16 protein-coding genes are annotated in these 17,881 nt (G+C 55.1%); 6 read left to right on the plus strand and 10 right to left on the minus strand.

What is annotated here, in order from left to right:
- Positions 1–70: 70 nt before the first annotated feature.
- The 4 genes from E0L37_RS20055 to E0L37_RS20070 form a co-directional block, all read right to left on the minus strand.
- The gene (locus E0L37_RS20055) at positions 71–517 is read right to left on the minus strand and encodes a hypothetical protein (protein ID WP_133493419.1); all 447 of its coding nucleotides are present in this window, start codon (positions 515–517) and stop codon (positions 71–73) included.
- Positions 518–582: 65 nt separating this feature from the next.
- Positions 583–1,245, minus strand: a complete 663-nt coding sequence (locus E0L37_RS20060; RefSeq protein ID WP_133493420.1) for a DUF6694 family lipoprotein — start codon at positions 1,243–1,245, stop codon at positions 583–585.
- Entirely contained in the window at positions 1,242–1,493 is a 252-nt protein-coding gene (locus tag E0L37_RS20065; RefSeq protein WP_133493421.1) for a hypothetical protein, read from the minus strand. Before E0L37_RS20065 ends, E0L37_RS20060 begins: the two co-directional genes overlap by 4 nt.
- A 177-nt stretch (positions 1,494–1,670) precedes the next feature.
- Positions 1,671–3,668, minus strand: a complete 1,998-nt coding sequence (locus tag E0L37_RS20070; protein WP_133493422.1) for a PKD domain-containing protein — start codon at positions 3,666–3,668, stop codon at positions 1,671–1,673.
- Between the two features lie 318 nt (positions 3,669–3,986).
- Here E0L37_RS20070 and E0L37_RS20075 point away from each other — a divergent pair, with 318 nt between their 5' ends.
- A complete protein-coding gene (locus tag E0L37_RS20075) occupies positions 3,987–4,322 on the plus strand; it encodes a helix-turn-helix transcriptional regulator (RefSeq protein WP_133493423.1) in 336 nt (111 codons plus the stop codon).
- On the opposite strand, the gene E0L37_RS20080 is transcribed toward E0L37_RS20075, so the two are convergent.
- The gene (locus E0L37_RS20080; RefSeq protein WP_133493424.1) at positions 4,276–5,220 is read right to left on the minus strand and encodes a hydrolase or metal-binding protein; all 945 of its coding nucleotides are present in this window, start codon (positions 5,218–5,220) and stop codon (positions 4,276–4,278) included. The genes E0L37_RS20075 and E0L37_RS20080 overlap by 47 nt on opposite strands.
- Before the next feature lie 176 nt (positions 5,221–5,396).
- Here E0L37_RS20080 and E0L37_RS20085 point away from each other — a divergent pair, with 176 nt between their 5' ends.
- On the plus strand, positions 5,397–6,716 hold the full coding sequence (locus tag E0L37_RS20085) for a DUF6035 family protein (RefSeq protein WP_133493425.1): 1,320 nt from the start codon (positions 5,397–5,399) through the stop codon (positions 6,714–6,716).
- 35 nt (positions 6,717–6,751) lie between these two features.
- Here the strand turns inward: E0L37_RS20085 and E0L37_RS20090 are convergent, their stop codons facing one another.
- The 5 genes from E0L37_RS20090 to E0L37_RS20110 form a co-directional block, all read right to left on the minus strand.
- Positions 6,752–7,753 carry a YqaJ viral recombinase family protein gene (locus tag E0L37_RS20090; RefSeq protein WP_133493426.1) on the minus strand — a complete coding sequence of 334 codons (1,002 nt, stop codon included), beginning with the start codon at positions 7,751–7,753 and terminating at the stop codon, positions 6,752–6,754.
- Between the two features lie 97 nt (positions 7,754–7,850).
- A complete protein-coding gene (locus E0L37_RS20095; RefSeq protein WP_133493427.1) occupies positions 7,851–8,282 on the minus strand; it encodes a hypothetical protein in 432 nt (143 codons plus the stop codon).
- Positions 8,283–8,360: 78 nt separating this feature from the next.
- Positions 8,361–9,332, minus strand: a complete 972-nt coding sequence (locus tag E0L37_RS20100) for a DUF932 domain-containing protein (protein ID WP_133493428.1) — start codon at positions 9,330–9,332, stop codon at positions 8,361–8,363.
- Between the two features lie 132 nt (positions 9,333–9,464).
- Positions 9,465–9,962, minus strand: coding sequence for a RadC family protein (locus tag E0L37_RS20105; protein WP_133493429.1), 498 nt, complete (start codon positions 9,960–9,962; stop codon positions 9,465–9,467).
- A gap of 66 nt (positions 9,963–10,028) precedes the next feature.
- Complete coding sequence (locus tag E0L37_RS20110; protein WP_133493430.1) at positions 10,029–10,397, minus strand: hypothetical protein; 369 nt, start codon at positions 10,395–10,397, stop codon at positions 10,029–10,031.
- A gap of 289 nt (positions 10,398–10,686) precedes the next feature.
- Here E0L37_RS20110 and E0L37_RS21710 point away from each other — a divergent pair, with 289 nt between their 5' ends.
- The 4 genes from E0L37_RS21710 to E0L37_RS20130 all read left to right on the plus strand — a co-directional run bounded on the left by E0L37_RS21710 (position 10,687) and on the right by E0L37_RS20130 (position 17,372).
- Entirely contained in the window at positions 10,687–11,421 is a 735-nt protein-coding gene (locus tag E0L37_RS21710; protein WP_205655662.1) for a hypothetical protein, read from the plus strand.
- A gap of 37 nt (positions 11,422–11,458) precedes the next feature.
- Positions 11,459–12,754, plus strand: a complete 1,296-nt coding sequence (locus tag E0L37_RS20120) for a hypothetical protein (protein WP_133493431.1) — start codon at positions 11,459–11,461, stop codon at positions 12,752–12,754.
- Complete coding sequence (locus E0L37_RS20125) at positions 12,751–13,731, plus strand: DUF3644 domain-containing protein (protein WP_133493432.1); 981 nt, start codon at positions 12,751–12,753, stop codon at positions 13,729–13,731. The genes E0L37_RS20120 and E0L37_RS20125 overlap by 4 nt, the downstream gene beginning before the upstream one ends.
- Positions 13,732–13,838: 107 nt before the next feature.
- Positions 13,839–17,372, plus strand: a complete 3,534-nt coding sequence (locus E0L37_RS20130) for a hypothetical protein (RefSeq protein WP_133493433.1) — start codon at positions 13,839–13,841, stop codon at positions 17,370–17,372.
- The last annotated feature ends 509 nt before the right edge of the window (positions 17,373–17,881 follow it).

The following is a 17,881-nucleotide window of genomic DNA, read 5'->3' on the forward strand; positions in this document are numbered from 1 at the left end:
ATCGATGTAGAGGCCCGGATATTGGTGCTGGTGAGGTTGTGTTCTTCGGTAGTTTATCGGTGAGCTTAACTTATTGATTTTCTTCGATCTCTATGGCCATGCCCACGATCCCAAGAATTGCAAGAATAAACACGATGTAAACATAGTGCTTTATATCGTAGCCAGATGTGGTCTTGTTCAGGAATGAAGTCAGGACAGCGTACTCGAGAACCCACTTTGATCCTGCCAGGATAGACAAGATAAGGGCTGACACCTTTATCTTGGTGGTGGACCCTATATAGGTGAAATAAGCTATCGCGATGACAGAGATGAGAATTCCCGTCTTTAGAGAACTGTAGAGGGCGTGTGGTGCCATGCCTGGCTCTAACATCAACGCCTTTAGATATGAAGAGGCAAAAAGTCCTTCGAGGAAGCCGTCGCTTTCCGGGGATATTATGATTCGGGATGCTGCCAGGTAAGCGATCACCATGGCAACGTAGATGGCGTTTGTCTGTTCTTTGTGTTGTTCATTTTTCACTGTCTTTTCTCGGTTTGTGCTATGAAAGGAGGAATTGAACGACGGTCCTTGGTGGTAGCTGGCGTTTATCCGTCAAAGGTGTAGGTGCCAGAGCCATGATCTGTGACGATTTGGGCTTCGATAATGTTACATTGATGATCGACTTGTATTTTGAGTGTCTCACCGTATTTTATTTTCTTGGGTAGAGGGTGCCGAAGGCTCCCACCAGGGCCCTCCATTACCCGATAAATACGGCAGTTCCCCCGATTCACAGTTAGTTCTTTAATTTCAAGCTCATCGACCAGGCTCAAAATGTTGACGAACTTGAGTTCGGAGCGATATCCGGAGAAGTACTCGGGTTCGTAGTGTCTTGAGACCTTCATGTAGTTTGAGGGCTTGAATTTATCCGGGTTTTGGGCTTTGTAGTCCTGATATTCCTGATGTGCCGCCATTTCCTCGGCAACAATGCTGTCTATGCGTGCTTTGTGTTCCTGTGTGACCTCCAGGATTTCGGCGGCGGTCAGCCCATGGAGATCTTCGAGGTCATTGACGTAGACGTGACCACCTATCTCGTATTCCTCGAGGTATTTGATGACAAGAGCGTCGAACTCCTCCTGTTGATCCTCGGGAAGGCTGTTCAAGAGTGCCAAGTACGAGGTTTTCCGGGATTCCCGGGTGCTGATGTCCAAAGTAGGATCGAAGCAGCCGGATAGCAGCGTAAGCACGCAGAGGGTCCATATGAGTCTCATGGGTTTTTTCTCTTTGATGTTGAGGGCTTGCCCTCTGTTTGGTCGGAATGAGGCGGGTCCAGAGGAGGTTGGCGCCATAGCTGTGAGGCGCCGATGATCCCCAGGATCAGGGCGCCGGAAGCGGCGAGCTTGCCGATCTTCTCATCGGTTGCTCCGAAGAGCAGGGCAACAAGTAAAGCGGCCACTCCCAGCCCCACAATCACGATTGCGAGGGCGCTCTCCCGTCTCGGGTTGCGATGGGGTTTCACTCAGTATTCCTTTTCCGAGTTGTTGCACTAGGACTATTCGTACGTTTATTGGGGGTTCGTCCCCGAGATCTAGCACAAGCAAACTGGCCGATTGCCTTCGCACTTTACTTGTTGCGGAATAGCTGGCAGGCGGAAAGAGCCCGGGAGAAATTCCCCCGGGCGTTCTAGTTGTAGAGTTCAGATCCTGAGAGTCAGAGTGATGTTGGATTCAAACCGTTTTCCTGTCTCCACGACATCGAATGAGAACCGCACTTTGACTTGATTGACGTTGATACGGCCTACGTTCAAGTCGAAGCTGACCGTACTGCCTTTGGTGATCGTTTGGCCCGTATAGAGCCCATCGATCAGCGGGTTGAGGTGATCGTAGCCTGGCGTGATGACGACGGCTTCTACGTTGTCGAGCGTGTAGTCTCCTCCGATGGCGGTAATCCGATACTCTTCGAGAGTGACGTAGTTCGGGCAGGAGCCCACGCACGTCTCGGTCTTAGACATTGACCCGTTGGAGACATACGACAATGTCTCATCGTTCCAACTGCCGAAGGAGTAGGACTCCAGTTTCAGACCGTCTATAAGCGGATCCACAGCCGTGACTTTCACCGTAACCGGATCACTGTCGTACTCGCCGTCGTTAACAACCAGTTGGACGATGTAGTCTCCTGCGATGTCAGGGGTGAAGGAAGGCGCGACACTGGTGGGGTCAGTCAGTTCAGTAAGGTCGCTGCCCGTCGGCGTTGAACGGAACGACCAGCTGTAGCTGATGACATCGTCGTTGGGGTCGATGCTGTTAGAGCCATCGAGCGTCACGAGATCGCCGATATTGACGGTCTGGTCCTCGCCTGCGTCTGCGGTAGGTTTACGGTTCAGCTCGGTTGCCGTGATAACGACGCGCGCCGGTTCGCTTTCTTGTCCTCCTTCGGTGACGATGAGTTCAATGGTGTACGAACCAGCAACGTCGGTCCGGATACTAATTTCCCTCCAAGTGTTAATTTTGGTATCAATCTCCGCATTGGAGCCTTCCGGCCTTGAGACCAGCGTCCAGGTCCCTCGGAGAATGCGTCCTTCCGGATCGTAGCTGCCATCAGCATCAAGGTTAACGACCTCGCCCACCATTGCTGACGTAGTGCTAGCGTTGATGACTGCGACCGGCGGCAGGTCTACTTCTTGTGCCGTGATCGTAACGTTGGCGTTGTCGCTGTCTTCTTGACTGTCATTGACAACCAGACTTACTACATAGTCCCCTTCGACATCTGCCGTGAAGCTCGGGGATACCGTGGTGTCACCAGAGAGCTCTGCATTGCTTCCCGCAGGCCGGGTTACGAAGTGCCACTGATAGGTGATCTGATCGTTGTCGGCGTCGTGACTGCTGCTGCCATCCAGAGTAACGGTGTCGCCGACATTAACGGTCTGATTACCGCCTGGGTTAGCGACGGGCTTGCTGTTGGGCGTACTGGCAGTAACTACAACTTCGTCAGGGGTGCTGTCCACCACGCCGTCGTTCACCACCAGTGACAAACGGTATTCACCGTCCACGTCCGGAGTGAATGCGGCCACGACGGAACTCGCGTCTTCCAGTACCGCCGCACTGCCGTCCGGCACGGATACAAACGACCACTGGTAGGTCAGAAGATCGCCGTCGGCGTCTTGGCTGTCACGGCCGTCCACCTCGACCCGTTGTCCGGTCTTCACGGATTGGTCGTCACCAGCGTGCGCCGTGGGTGCGCTATTGGCAGAGGCCACCGTGATGGTGACGGTATCCGCTTTGCTGTTGGCCTTGCCGTCGCTGACGATCAGTTCGACCTCGTACGTGCCTTCCATGTCCGCAACGAAGGTCGGTTTGACGGCACTCTTATCGCTCAGCTCCGCGCTTGTGCTGCGATCCGGTACAAAGACGAACCTCCAGCGATAGGTCAGGGGATCGTTATCCTCGTCAAAACTGGCGGAGCCATCGAGGGTAACGGTATCCCCTACCTTGACGTTCTGATCCGGTCCGGCATCCGCCTTGGGATACACGTTAATGGTGCCGGGCGGTGGTCCGTTGTCGTCTCCGCCGTCGTCGGGATTAGTGGGTGGGGTGCCGCCGTTATTACCAGGGTGGCTGCCGCCACCGCTGCCACCACAGGCGGTGAGAATCAAGCAGGCCAGGATAAGACTGAGGCCGGTCCATCGTTTGATCATGATGACTCCTTTAGGTATTGAAGCTGCCAATCGGCAAAAGGGACCCGAACCGGGTGCAGGGGGAGGTCCTCTGTGTGCTCTTCCGTGCCGTATCACCGCTTATGTGGCTTTGCCGTTTCTCCCCAAAAGGTGGTCAGCCGGGCAATGACGCCAGAGCGGTGTTTTGAGTTATTTCAAGTTCGGAAAGTGAGGGCTGGTTCACGGATTCCGTACTAATTAAGTATGGTATAAATATACTTTTGAGGTCTATTTATGCCATACGACAAAAGTATGGATATTCCATAGTGTGCTAGGGGTCATCCATGCTGAGGCCCCCTAATGTCAGGCTTTCACACGCGTCTGAAGTCAGCCCGGCGACGCCTGGGAATGACCCAGGAACAATTGGCCTTTGAGCTGGAGGTGACCAAAGCCTCCGTGTCTGCCTGGGAAAATGACCGGGAAAAGCCGGGCTTTCGTTTACTGCACAGGCTGAGCATGGTGCTCGGCGTCTCGTTGGACGAGCTGGTCTACGGCGAGGGGGAGGGCGGTCTGCCGGAAACCCCGAAGGCCTTGTCGGCACGCAATGATGCGGAGGAAGCGTTGTTGCTCTCCTTCCGTCGCATGCCGGTCAAGCGACGCCAGGCCCTCCTGGCCTTGATGGAGACGCTGGATTAGCGTCGGAGGGATGAGCCAGTCCCAGCTTTTGGCGCAGCCCGGAGGGCGGTACCTCACCTGACTTGGGACCGCTCTTATGCGGTTCGGAGCCGGAAGCGTCCGGCGGGAACTCTTCCACCACCTCCAGCCCTTCATCCTCACTGTATTCAAAGGCCCCGTTGGCCAGCCCCGCTCTGGCGGCGGCATCCAGGGCAGCCTGATCGAACCCGCGAGCCGCCAGGGTCTCCGCCAGATCGCGAGCCTCGACCAGGGCCACGTCGAGAGGCTGCTCTTCACGCAGGGTCAAATCCACGTAGTAGATCGCGGTGCCGTGACTTTGCCGGGTGCTCTTGCCGCGCAGTTTCAGACACAGCGGCAGGGTGGCGAGGTGCCCGCCGGACAGGGCGTGGTAATAGTGCAGCCGGGCGGTGAGGGTACGGATGCTGTTGTAGCTGGTGGTTCGAAACAGAAACACACCGACATCATCGTCATCGCCAATCCGGACGCTCAACCGGGCGTAGGGTTTGCAAGCGCCCTCGCCGGCCAGCGGGCACGCCTCCGGCCCGGGACAGGGTAAGGACTGAACGCCGTCCTCGGTCCGCCGCCGGCAGGTTTCCCCATCCCCCACACACAGAGGACGTCCCGTGTTGCGATCGAAACGGGTGTAATCGGCTCTCAGGTTGAGATCCGGATCGTTGAACAACAGCCGCACGGGTAGGCTCCGTAGCTTGCCGCCGGGGGCGTCCGCACGCAGCTGTCCGTCCAGAGGGTGGGTGACCCAGCCCTGGCGGGTCTGGATCTGGGTGGTGAGCGTGAACTGATCGTCTTTTTCCGGCCGACGTTTGCCGTCTTTTTCGACGATGCGGCCGATGCTGATCCGGCCGATCACGGGCGGCGTGATGGAAAGACCTTTAATCATGGGGAGTTATCCTCTTGAATATTAGGTGTTTGGGCCGAAAAGTAGATACCGATTCGGAAAATGCCGTGTGACGTGGGTGGGAGGCCTCCGTGGAGTAAGCGAGGTAACCGCCTTGTTTTCTTGATCGCCTCGGGTTTTCTGGTTGGGAGCACCGGTTTGTTCTATAGGGGGGATGCATGTCCGAAAGCTACAGGGCGCCTCACCAGCCTCATATTCCGTACGCGCTATTAGCTGAAGAGTCGGAAGAAGAGCGGTTGATCTCGATCGAAGCGCTTGCCCAAGATCAAGTATTTGGGTTTCGGGTAAGAAATATGGCTCGAATCCAAAAGGCTAAAGGGGGCGATGACGCGGTCACGTTGCGCTGCCCGGTATGTTTTTCGGCGCTGCAGGTCCATTCCAAAAAGCTGAAGATGGGCGGTGATCATGTCCTCTATTTCTCTCACGCTCCGAATACGGCTAAGGGCTGCGATCTGGCCAGAGAGTCGGGGCTTGCAAGGGGTGTGATCGAGGCGCTGATCTATGATGGTGTTCGCGAAAGTGAAAAGCACAGAAAACTGAAGGAATGGGTCGCCAAGCTGGTTCACATCAGCCCAGGGCTGGAACTTGAGTCTCTTGATACGCGCTACGTGACTGGTGTTGGGAATGACGGTCGGAAACATCGCAGAAAGCCAGATGTCCTGCTCAAAAAGGGCGGCAAGAGGGTTGCGATAGAGCTTCAGGTAAGCCCTCTGTTTACCCAGGTTATCGCGGATCGGCATGTTGCCTACAGTGAGTTGGACATCCCATTGGTTTGGGTGGCGGAGAACTTTACGCCGGGAAGAGAGAGCGCCTTCCATAAAGACATCACCGAGCAGAATGGAGGCTTTATTTTCTCTCTGGACGATCAGGTAAGGTCATTATCAGAAGAGAAAGGCCGGCTGTTTTTGAGGATGTGGCGGCGGCTCTATCTGCATCATAGGGATGGCTACTTTTGGAAACAGGCCCTGGTTGAACTGTCGGACCTGGATTTGCACCTGCTTCAGAGCGGAAGTGAGCAGTATTTCGATGTTCAAGCGGGGCTTTCAGTGGGGCTGTTGGCTCAGATTGAAGAGCGGATCATTGAAGACAGCGAGCCGGGCGAGTTCGACTATGGGATATATCATTCAAGGCTGGAATCCTTGGGGATTGGAGATGTTGATAGCTACCATTCGCTAATAAAAATCCTGCTTTCTATTAGGGATGGTCGGGTGTATAGCCGCCAATCATGGAAGTGGCTGGCTAATCAGGCCTTGAATCACCAGGCTGAGCACATACGGCTCATCGCGTACGCAGCAAAGACGTATGATCGTGATGCTGACCTTTTTCCAAAGGGGGCGAAGCAGTACGCAAGACTTTCAGGTCTGTGGAGCGGGGCGCGGTCTTCGGTGTCCGAGCCGATGGTAAAACTGCTGCTGGCTCTTCTGCCTGAACTAAAGCCCTTGGAAGCCAAGGTTTTTTCTCGAAATGAGGCGGGTTAGCCGCAATGCTAAATGGCCGTCCGCCCCGGAAGAGATCATGTACGTATCAGAAATCGGCGTGTGCCCGGTTTGACTTTCCCGTAGCGCTTGAGCAATCCGGGATGGACCTGGAGCAGCCGTTCATTGTCCAGCACGGTACTGTCGGCGCTGCGCTTCCAGGACACCTCGCCGTTACCAAAAAGGGCGCGGGATGCGTGGCCCATGGCCTGTTGGAGGCGTTGCTTGAGCCGGGATTCCCGCGCCTGTAGCCGGGCCAGGTGCTCGCGCAGATCCAGCAGCTCGTCGAAATCGCCGCACAGTCCGGCGTCGTCGGTGAAATCCAGCACCGCCCCGTCGTCGTGGGGGTAGAGCGCCCGCAGGGCCCGGTCCGACGAGGCGCTGCCGTCCACGGGGGGCGGCGTGTCGTTCTCGACGTGGCGCCAGAACGTCCGCTCCCGTTCGATCAATCGCTCGATCACGGCGTCGTCCCGTGGGATGCGGAAGATTTTCATCTCATGGCCGCAGAGCAGCACGCAGACATCGGCCGCCTGTTTGCCGGTGACGGCCAACTGGTGTTGGACCTGGCATTGAACGTAGTCCGGTACCCCGTCCCGCCAGAGGCGGGCGCCGTACTCTCCGGCGGTCTTGCACTCCAGGATCTGGACGTCGGGATGCCCGACCACGGTGTAGTCCAGATTGGCGAGCATCCAGGCCTTGTCCGAATCCGGATGTTGCAGGACCGCGTGGACGCGGCGCACCTTGCGGCCGGTGTGACGGGCGTAGGCGTCGGCCACGATGGGTTCCAGCACGGTGCCCCAATACAGGGGGGAGGCGAGGTCGTCCTGAGGCGCGGTGGGCAACGCGTCCTCCCTCCCGGTTTTGATCATCCACAGCTCCAGGGGGGACTGATAGGGATTGAGGCCGATGGCGCTGGCGGCGTCGCTGCCACCCAGGCCTTGTTTGCGGACTTCGAGCCAGTCTGCTCGGCTGAGACGTTTGGTGGAGACTAGGCGCAGAGCCGGGCGGCGCCGTTGTGGGCGATGAGGGTGAGGGTTCATGGGGCGTACTCCATAACCGGGCCGTGCGGCAGCCGCTCGGCTGTCGCAGGGCTTGGATCGAGAAGGGAGAGAGAAGACGAGATCGGGGAAGAGTGGGCTACGCGGACGCGGAAGGCCCCGACGGATACCGATAAAAAAACGCGGTGACGAGATCGTGGATGACCGCTTCCGCTTCAGTGTCCGAGGGCCACTGCCCCTGGTGCAGAACCAAATGGTAACCGAGCAGTTCACCGAAGGGGCGTACCACGTCCGCTTCGAAGGCCCCGTCCTCCGGTGCGCCCGGTGGCCAGTAGCGCCGGCAACAGGTCCAGAGCGGCGCCAGATAGCGGGTGCTGGCGCAGATCAGATCGATCCATTCGCCGTGCCCGCAGGGCCGAAGACGCGGGCCGCGACCGGGGACTTCCGGTGAGCCCATCAAGCCGTCGAACAGGGCGGCTCCCCAAACGGCCGCTACCCCCGTGGGTAAGGTCTCACTGACCCGGTCCGCCGCCTGTCCACAAGGGCGGAAATACAGTGGGGTCGTTTTCATTATCGATTATCCTCCATAACAACGCCCACCAGAGCCTACCGCTCTGGTGGGGGTATGGCATGTCGTGGGCAAAGGGCGTCATGCCGTCAGCCGCAGTGCCTGGTCCAGCGCCTTGCGTTTGAGGGTGGCGCCCTGGCCGAACCAGGCGGAGTCCAGGCGATGATCGGCGGTGCGGCTGCGCCGTTCGTGATCGACGAACTCGGTGACCGCGTTCAACAGGCCATAAGCGGTGCGGTGTGAGGAGGGCAAATGAGCGCCCCGGCCCCGGCCGTCGTACAGGGCCCTGACCGTTTCCATGGCGCGTTCGTTGACGGGCGTGATCGTCGCCTTGGCCCGTTGGGCGGTTTCGTCCTGAAAGACGCCTCGGAGGAAGGTCCGTACCTCGGTGTCCTTGACCTGGCGCTCGCTCAGCCGCTTGAGGCGGTACATGAACTCGTCCCAGGCGGACACGGAAATCCCCAGCTGGCGCTTGACCGCGTCCGGATCGAACACCGATCGGTGGGAGACCTTCACCGCCTGGCTCTGGCCGTTCAGCGCCACCGCCAGCGTGTTGTTGCAGACCACCCGAACACTGGTGAACTGGGCCGTGGTGGCCATGGTGCCGTCACAGGCGGTGGCCAGCAGGACGTAGGCGTCGGTGCGGTCGCTGCCCTTGAGCACGCCGGTCTGGCCGGTGCGGGCCAGCGCCCAGATCTTGCGGCCACCCCTGAGGACTCCGGCGGTCTCCAGCTCGAAGCCGGACACCTCGGTCAGATCCCGGTAGAACTCCAATATGGCCTCCGGCTGCACCACCTTGTAACGCTGGCTGACCACGGAAAGCGGTGCGCGGCTGTCGGAGCGATAGAGCACCTTATGATCCTCGAAGGACAGGATCTCCCCGAGGCCGCCGCGCGGGCTGTCGATAAAACGGACCGGGGCTTCTTCGATGTGCCAGTCCAGGCCGGCTTGGTGGCGCCAGACCTCAAGCGGTTGATGCGGGGTTAAACGATTGCCCAGGCCGTGCCAGGGCGTTTGGCCGACATAGGCCATGTTTTCGACAAGATGTGCCATGATGACTTTCCTTAATGGAGAGCAATAGGGATTGCCGTCGGATGACGGGCCGGCAAGAAAGAGAAGAAACGAAGGTGGGCAAGGCCGTCAGACAGGTGGGTGGGGCGCGGGACGACGCCCGCTCAAATCCACTTAAAGAAACCCGAGACGGCCGAGACTGGTCCATTCGGTGGGGGTCACGATCAGATGATCCAGGACCCGGACGTCCACCAGCTCCAACGCCTGCGTCATCCGGCGGGTACTGGTGCGATCCGCCGTCGAGGGCTGGGAACAGCCGGACGGATGGTTGTGGGCCAGGATCACCGCCGCCGCGTTCAGCGCCAACGCCCGTTGGGCGATCACCCGGGGATGGACGGTAGTGGTGTCGATGGACCCCTGAAAAAGGTGCTCGTAGGCGATCACCCGGTTCTTGTTGGTCAGGAACAGCACGCCGAAGTGCTCGGTGGGGTGCTGCGCCAGGGTCAGCTTCAGGAAGTCCACCGCCTCCTCGGGATCGGACAGGCGGTCCTGACTGACCAGGTCCTCCAGTAACAGCGCCGAGGCGGTGTTAATCAGTTCGTCGCGGGACAGATAACACGGCACGCGGTGAAGTACGCTGTCCTCGCACGTGGAAGGGACATCTTTGGCCATAGCGGTCTCCAAACATAAAAAAGCCCGCAAGCGCGGGCTGAACAAGACAAGAGGGGAAAGGGGACATCAATCCCTGGAAGGCGGAGGCTGGGCCGGAGCCGGAAAGCGATGACCGCACTCCAGACACTCCTGGCTGTCGAGCACCAGATCATCGAGCATGTCGCCGACCAAGGCACCGGCGGAACCACCGGCAAAGCCGCCGGCGAGGGCTCCTACCAGGGCCCCCGCCAGACCGCCCACCGCCGGGCCAAATCCCACCGCCGGGCCAAATCCCACCGCCAGGGTACCCACGACCATGCCGGCGCGAGCGCCGGACAGCGCGGCGGAAAAACCGCCGGCGGCACCGGCTGCCGAGCCCAGAGCGCCGCAGACCTTGCGGCCGTCGTGATGCCGGAGGGTTCGGGAAGAGCCGCATTTGGGGCAAATGGGGAACATACCGTCTCCATATTGGGGGATGAGGGAAAGAGCAGGACAAGAAGCCACACCGGGGGCTCCGTCATGACGGTGGTATGTATCTGAAATTTGCTTGAGTAGAGGTGTTTGGCGCCCATTCTCATTGTCATCCCGAATGAAATAGCTGGTTCCGTGGTGCTGGAATCCCCGTGGCGAGAGAGAATCCTTCGCATCGAATTGTGGAGCATCGTTCTTATCCATCCCGATTGTTTGTCGTCTGCTAATGGCATCGCTGGCCGGTGGCGGAACATGATTTGGCTCGGACGCGATAATGCGAGTATGGATGCTGGGGGCGACAGTTCCTGTCGCGAAGAAAGTGGGAGCTGTCGGACTGGCTCAAACCAACGTATGTGATAAAGTTCACACTCGTACAACGAAAAGCCCCGCGCCAGAAAGGCGCCGCCAGGCCGCGATTGGGGACGGCATGGCAAAAAGGGACAGCAAAATGGAAAGCCGACACCACAACCTGAAAACCCGGCAGCGCCGGGAGCGTCACGGCTACCCGGACAGTCTTTCCCTGCGTGTCCACTGCGCCTTTATCTGGCATATATGGGATGGCTTGTCCGGCGACTTCGCGGCCTCGGTCAACTACCACAAGCTGGACCGCAAGAACCTGGAAACCCTGATCTACACCTACCTGGGCGACTGGATCAGCCGCCAAAAGCAGGACCTAGCCAGCGGCGTCGACGGCTCCGAAGAACGCCGGGCCGCCGCTGAATCCCTGAAGAAGAAACTGGAACAGATCCTCGAAGGCAAAGCCCCCTACGACATCTTCGTCCGCTGGAAGCCTATTGAACAGCAATCCATAGGCTGGGACCCGGACCTCAACGACGGCGTCCGCCTCAACATCCGCCCCTTCATGACCGTAGGCGACGCCAAAAAAAAGGCGCTGGCATCCTGCGCGACAAACCCAACATCAAATGGACCAAAGACCGCGGTAAGGATGTGGAGTCAGCGCCCTGGTACCAAACCTTCAAAGGTGAGCGCATCAACGATTACCATGTGACCCTAGTTGAGAAACGGACTGCTCGGGAGGCGGTCAAATGAGTACAGCTGTCAAGATCGCCAATTGGGTCAAGAAAAAGCCTATGATCTTGATTCGCCTCGATGAGGCGTTTTCTGAATCCCTGCACAATTCACGGCAGGGGTTTGAACATCTCACCATGGTTAAACCCCACTTCATCTTCCAGGTTGTCAAACTGCCAACGCCCTGCCTGCTTGAGGTTCACGACGACGATGCAACCAAGTGTTATCTAGCCACAGTCACCCGTAAAACTGCGGTTAGTACATTTGACTCACGAATAACCCTCAAGAAACTTAGAGTGTTGAAACCCGACTCAATTGAGAGTTTGGAGAGCTTGGTTGCCGACTCTCGAATGAAGCGCTTACTGAGGGACCGTCTTCCAGATGAGGGGGGAGTTACAAATCTTTCGCCCAAACTCAGCGCACACTTAGTCGAACTCTTGGCTGCTGATTACCGGAATCAGACTGCGCTGGATACAGCTCTCTCCCTTTTGCCAGGTTTGAGGCGTGTAACTAACACCACCTGGGCACAGGAAGATGCCATTAAGTCCGCAATGGTCGCTTTTGGAATCCGGAGCAGTGCCTTGCCGGATCAGTTAATCCTGAAGAGAGGTGCATCATCTGGCCTCGGTCTAATCGGAGCTCACCTCTACGAGGATAACGTGGTGCATTCAGATGCATCGCGTCTGCCTGGGTTCGACGCTGTTTCCACTGACGTGACAGGGCGAGCTGTCTTTAGAAAAGGAGATGAGCGGCTGGTAATTTACACCGCTAACAAACTGCCCTTGGAACAAATGCTTGGCGTTGATCTCATCTATATTAACGAAACCCTGGGCAACATAGTGATGGTCCAGTACAAGATGCTGGAAGAAGACAAAAAGGATAAAGACAACCGTGATTGGATATTTCGGCCTAACCAGCAATTGCGCGATGAAATCGCCCGGATGCAGCTCCCCAACTTGGCAGGTCCTTTCAGTGACTACAGGCTGAGTCGTAACCCATTTTTCTTCAAGTTTGTGAAGCGAAAGGTCATAGAAGATACTCACCAGTCGTTTTTTGTCTCCCTTGATCATCTGAACAAAATACTTGCGGCCCCTGAAGCCAGAGGCCCTATGGGCGGGGTTCGCCTCAGCTACGAAGCCCTGAATGGAACCTATCTCCGAGAAGCCGACATGCTTAGCTTGATTCGTTCCGGTTATGTTGGAACGCACAAGACCGAGACAGCGGCACTGGCAACAATCATTCAAGAGGTGGCTAAAGGGAACAAGGCCATAGTGCTGGCATGGCAGCAGAGAATTCAGGAGGAAGTAAGATGAGCAAGCGGATTCGACGTGTTGGTTCCATTAAGGGCGAACTCTTAAAAAAATCTCGAGAGGCTGCTCTTGCTGCTGTGCAAATTTTCAACAACCCGAATATCAGCTTCAAGTCGGAATCCTATGTGGTTCTGATGATTATTGCTTGGACGTATCTTCTCCATGCTTATTTCAGGGATCAGAAAATTGAGTATCGATATTACCAGCAGAGAGGACAGCGGCGTGAATTCGACAAAACCAAACATGGTGCTTACAAGTACTGGGAGCTTGAGCGCTGCCTGAATGATGCCGATTCTCCATTGGATAAAGACACGTCTAATAACCTGCGTTTTTTGATCGGATTGCGTCACGAAATCGAGCATCAGATGACAACACGGATAGACGATGTATTAAGCGCGCGCTTTCAGGCATGTGGGCTTAACTATAATGAATACATAAAACAACTGTTTGGAACTGACAAAGGAGTCGAAAGACATCTTTCTTTTAGTCTGCAGTTTTCAACGATATCTACTGAGCAAAAAGAGTTGTTGGAAGATCAGCCGGGATTGCCTTCAAATATACAGAGTTACATTCAGAGCTTTGATTTGGGGTTGTCAGATGAAGAGTTTTCTAATCCCCGCTATGCATATAGGATTCTGTTCGTCCCTAAAACGGCAAATCGTAAAGGGCAAGCTGATCGTGTTATCGAGTTTGTTAAAAGTAACTCTCCTCTAGCAGAGACTATTAATAAAGAATACGCAGTAATTAAAGAAACTGAAAGAATGAAGTACCTGCCAAAACAAGTTGTGGACTTGATGAAAGATCAAGGTTATTACAAGTTTTCACTTCATAATCACACAGAATTATGGAAGCAACTTGATGCGAAGAATCCAGCCAAAGGATACGGTGCTTTGGTGGCAGGAAAATATTGGCATTGGTATGAGCGCTGGGTTGAAGTTGTAAGACAGCATTGTCAGGAGAATCGGGATAAGTATTCGTGACCAGAACCCAAATCTTAAAAGGGCTCTGCGTAGCATCATCAGCGGTGATTAGATAAATGACAGCCATCTGATTTTGGTTGAAGAAAGGTTTGTATAGGAGAATATAGGTGAGCAAGCTGAGCAATCCCTTTTCAACAGGCGGAGGAGGACTGCATTTTGAGGCGCAGGTGCAGGCCTCGTTCGTTGCTCTAATGCTGACCGGTGGATTCGCGCCCAGTTTACCGTGCTGGCCCATTAGTGAAATCAAGCTGCAAGGCAAGATCGATGGGTATGATACCGATGACTTGATCGTCTACGTTAAGAATACAGACCTCAAAGAGCGAAGAAAGCTTATTGGTCAAGTAAAGCACGCTATCTCAGTGACCAAGCGGGATGCTGTTTTCGGAGAGGTCATTCAGTCCGCTTGGAATGACTTTAATAATCCGGCCACGTTTTCACAGAATAAAGACGTAATTGCATTAATAACTGGCCCTTTGAATGGGGTCGACGCCAAGAATGTTCCTTGGCTTTTGAATCAAGCAAGACATACAAAAAACGTTGACGAATTCCTCAGAAACGTAAAGCAAGCTAACTTTAGTCCATCCAAAAGCGTTGAAAAGCTAGAGGCCATTAAGCATCATTTGAAGGTTGCAAATGGCGGGACTGATGTTAGAGAAGCGGATTTATATAGCTTTCTACGGCACTTCCACTTGTTGGGCTATGACCTAGGCGGTGAAGCGGGAGTAATCATATCACTGCTTCACTCTCATATTTCACAGTTCCACCCTCAATATCCCCATTGGCTCTGGTCTCGGCTTGTAGATATCGTTCAGTCCTGGAATCAGGATGCGGGAACCATCACACACAACAACTTGCCAGAAGATGTCATAGATGCGTTCAAGCAAAAGGTCGTTACCGAAGTGCCCGAGCGGCTTAGGGCAAGCAGGGAGACTCATGAGGCAAACTGGGAGCAACATCCGGACGCGTCTTATATAGCGCTCGCTACTCTTATTGGTTCTTGGAATGAGAACCAAGAGTGCGACGTACGTACGCTGACTGCATTGCTCGGCATAGATTACGACGACTGGATTAAGAAAGCGCGCGAAATACTCCATCAATCAGGTAGTCCATTGTCCCTTAAGAACGGAGTTTGGAACGTTCTCAATCGATCAGAGCTCTGGCGGCAACTCGGCTCTCGAATTCTCGATCAAAACTTGAATATTTTTAAAGAACTGGCTGTATCCATTCTTAAGGAGTCAGACCCAGCTTTCGAACTGCCTTCAGATGAACGCTACGCTGCCAGAGTTCACGGGAAAGTTCCGAATTGGTCCCCAGCGATTCGGCAGGGCGTTGCTGAAGGGCTAGCGATCCTTGGGGCTCTGCCAGAGTATTGTAACAATTGCTCTCAGGGAAATGCTGAAATCACTGCCGTTCTCGCTATTCGGGAGATCTTTGACGGAGCTGACTGGCGCCTGTGGGGTAGCCTTAACAACCTTCTCCCCTCGCTGGCCGAAGCAGCACCCAGGGAGTTTCTTGAGGCGGTTCAAAGAGCCCTTCGGCTGGAGCCCAGCCCTTTTGATGAACTCTTTGCGCAGGAGGGCAACGGCTTCAATGGGAGCAACTACATGACAGGGTTGCTTTGGGCTTTGGAGGGCTTGGCTTGGGAGGAACAGTTTCTCGTTCCCGTATGTGATCTACTTGCTGAGTTGGCAAGTCATGACCCCGGGGGCCAATGGGCAAACCGTCCTGGAAATTCATTGACGGATATTTTGCTTCCCTGGATGCCGCATACTCTTGCGAGCATTGAAAAGCGCAAAGTGGCGGTACAGACCGTTCTCAGTGAATGGCCAGATGTCGGCTGGAACCTGCTCCTAAGCCTATTACCCAATCAACATCAGACTACTAGCGGCACCCACAAGCCAAAATGGAGGGAAGCCATCCCGGACGATTGGGAAAAAGGGGTCACTACGAACGAGTATTGGCAGCAAACCTCGACCTATGCAGAGCTTGTGGTGAGTGCCGCGGGACAGGATGTTGGAAAGCTTTCCGATTTGATCGATCGCTTTGAGAGCCTGACAAAGCCTGCTTTCGATCAACTCATAGAAACTCTTTCTTCAGACGCCATTAAAGGCCTTCCAGAGGAGCAGAAGCAGTCTCTGTGGCGTCGACTCAGCAAGTTCACTAAAAAGCACAGGCGCCACGCTGACGCTAAATGGGCTTTGCCTAACGAATTGATAGCGCCAATTGAGGTGGCCATGGAAGGACTGGCCCCAACCGATCCGTTTCTTTTATACGCAGAACTGTTTTCCGGTCGGGACTTCGATCTCTATGAGGAATCTGGAAACTGGAAAGAGCAGCGCATAAAGCTCGATGAGCGGCGAACATCAGTTGTCCAAAAAATTACGGAACAATATGGCATCGATGGAGCAATTCGGTTTGCCGAATCAGTTACATCACCTCGCGATTTTGGCGCCGCGTTGGCTGCCATAGCGACACCAGAGATTGAGAAAACACTGTTGCCGGATTTCTTGGATTCGGAGAACGAAAAGCACTTGGATGTGGTGAGTGCCTTTATATGGCGTCGCCGTCATGATGAGGGTTGGGCTTGGTGCGACAGATTAAATAGAGCGGAATGGAGCCACAGACAAATAGGACAATTTCTGGCTTGTTTGCCTTTCACTCGAGATGCTTGGGAGCGAGTAGGCCAGTGGCTCGGCAAACATGAGGGTCAGTACTGGAATCGGGCAAGTGCTTTTCCCTACGAGGCCGAGGAAGATATTGGATATGCCATTGATAAGCTACTCGAATACGGGCGGCCACACGCTGCCATAAACTGTCTGGAAAGAATGCTGCACTCGAAGAATACAATTGATCCAAGTCAGTGCGTACGTGCTCTTCTTGGAGCACTGAAATCCAGCGAGCCAAACCATGCCATGGATAGTTATCACATGGTTGAGCTAATAAAGCACTTACAGTCGGATAGCTCCGTTAGTGATGATGACCTTTTCAGAGTTGAATGGGCTTATTTGCCATTACTTAATCAACTCGATGGGAACAAACCTGTTTTTCTACATCGGAAATTGGCCAATGAGCCTGATTTTTTCTGCGAAGTGATTCAACTTATTTACCGTTCGAACAAAGAGGGAGACAAAGCCGAAGAGCCTTCTGATGAACAAAAGGCTATAGCCACCAACGCCTACCGATTGCTCAGTGAGTGGACTAGACCGCCTGGACTTAGGGATGACGGAACGTTTGATTCTGGGCACTTAAAAGGTTGGCTTCAAAGGGTTAGAGAGGTCTGTATAGAGACAGGTCATTTGGAAGTTGCACTTATCAACATTGGCGAAGCCTTAATTTATTCACCTGCCGATGAAGATGGTTTATGGATCAACAAAACCGTGGCTGGAGCGCTGAATGATCGCTACTCGGACGAGATGCGTGATGGTTTCAGAACCGCTTTGTACAACTCTCGCGGTGTTCACACGGTTGACCCATCCGGTAAGCCGGAAATGGATCTAGCTGAGAAGTACGGGAAGAAGGCCGAGGATGCTGAGAACGCAGGCTTCCACAGGTTAGCAGTGACCTTGCGGGGCTTATCAGAAAGCTATGTCAGGGAGGCAGAGTGGGTGAGGTCAGATTTTGGAAAGGATAACGATGAATGATAACCACTGCTAATCCGGGGCCTTACAAGTGAAAGTGGTCGATACCTTGTTAAAGGTTATCCGAGACGTCGCCATATTTAACCCAGACATCCAGGTAGCCCTGCCAGCGTCCTCTAGCAGACCGTGACCTCCACTGGCACGGCGGTGGTTGCACCGGTCCGGGATAAAATTCGGGGGGAAGATGGCAGCGCGGATTTCGGGTCCGCCGTGGCAGCGACCGGCCAGTCCCTGAAAGGCGGTTATCACCTCAAGAAACGGCTGGAGGACGTCAGCTGGACGCTGCTGGGTAAAATAGAGGAGAGCCAGGGGAAGGTTTCGACTAGTGTGAGTCTGGTGACATTGACGATGAAGGCCACGACCGTGACTGGAAGCGAGTGTGCGTCGTTACCGATCACGGTTGGCCGCTTCTGCCCCGGGGGCTCCCCAAAGTTGACTTGCCCAGCGTACTGGCTGAGAGCAAATGGGTTCGCTGCGGCGTGCCCAAAGCCGGTGAGGAAATCCAGGAGCGA

It is taken from the genome of Alcanivorax sp. 24 (assembly GCF_004360225.1).
Classification (GTDB): Bacteria; Pseudomonadota; Gammaproteobacteria; order Pseudomonadales; family Alcanivoracaceae; genus Alloalcanivorax; species Alloalcanivorax xiamenensis.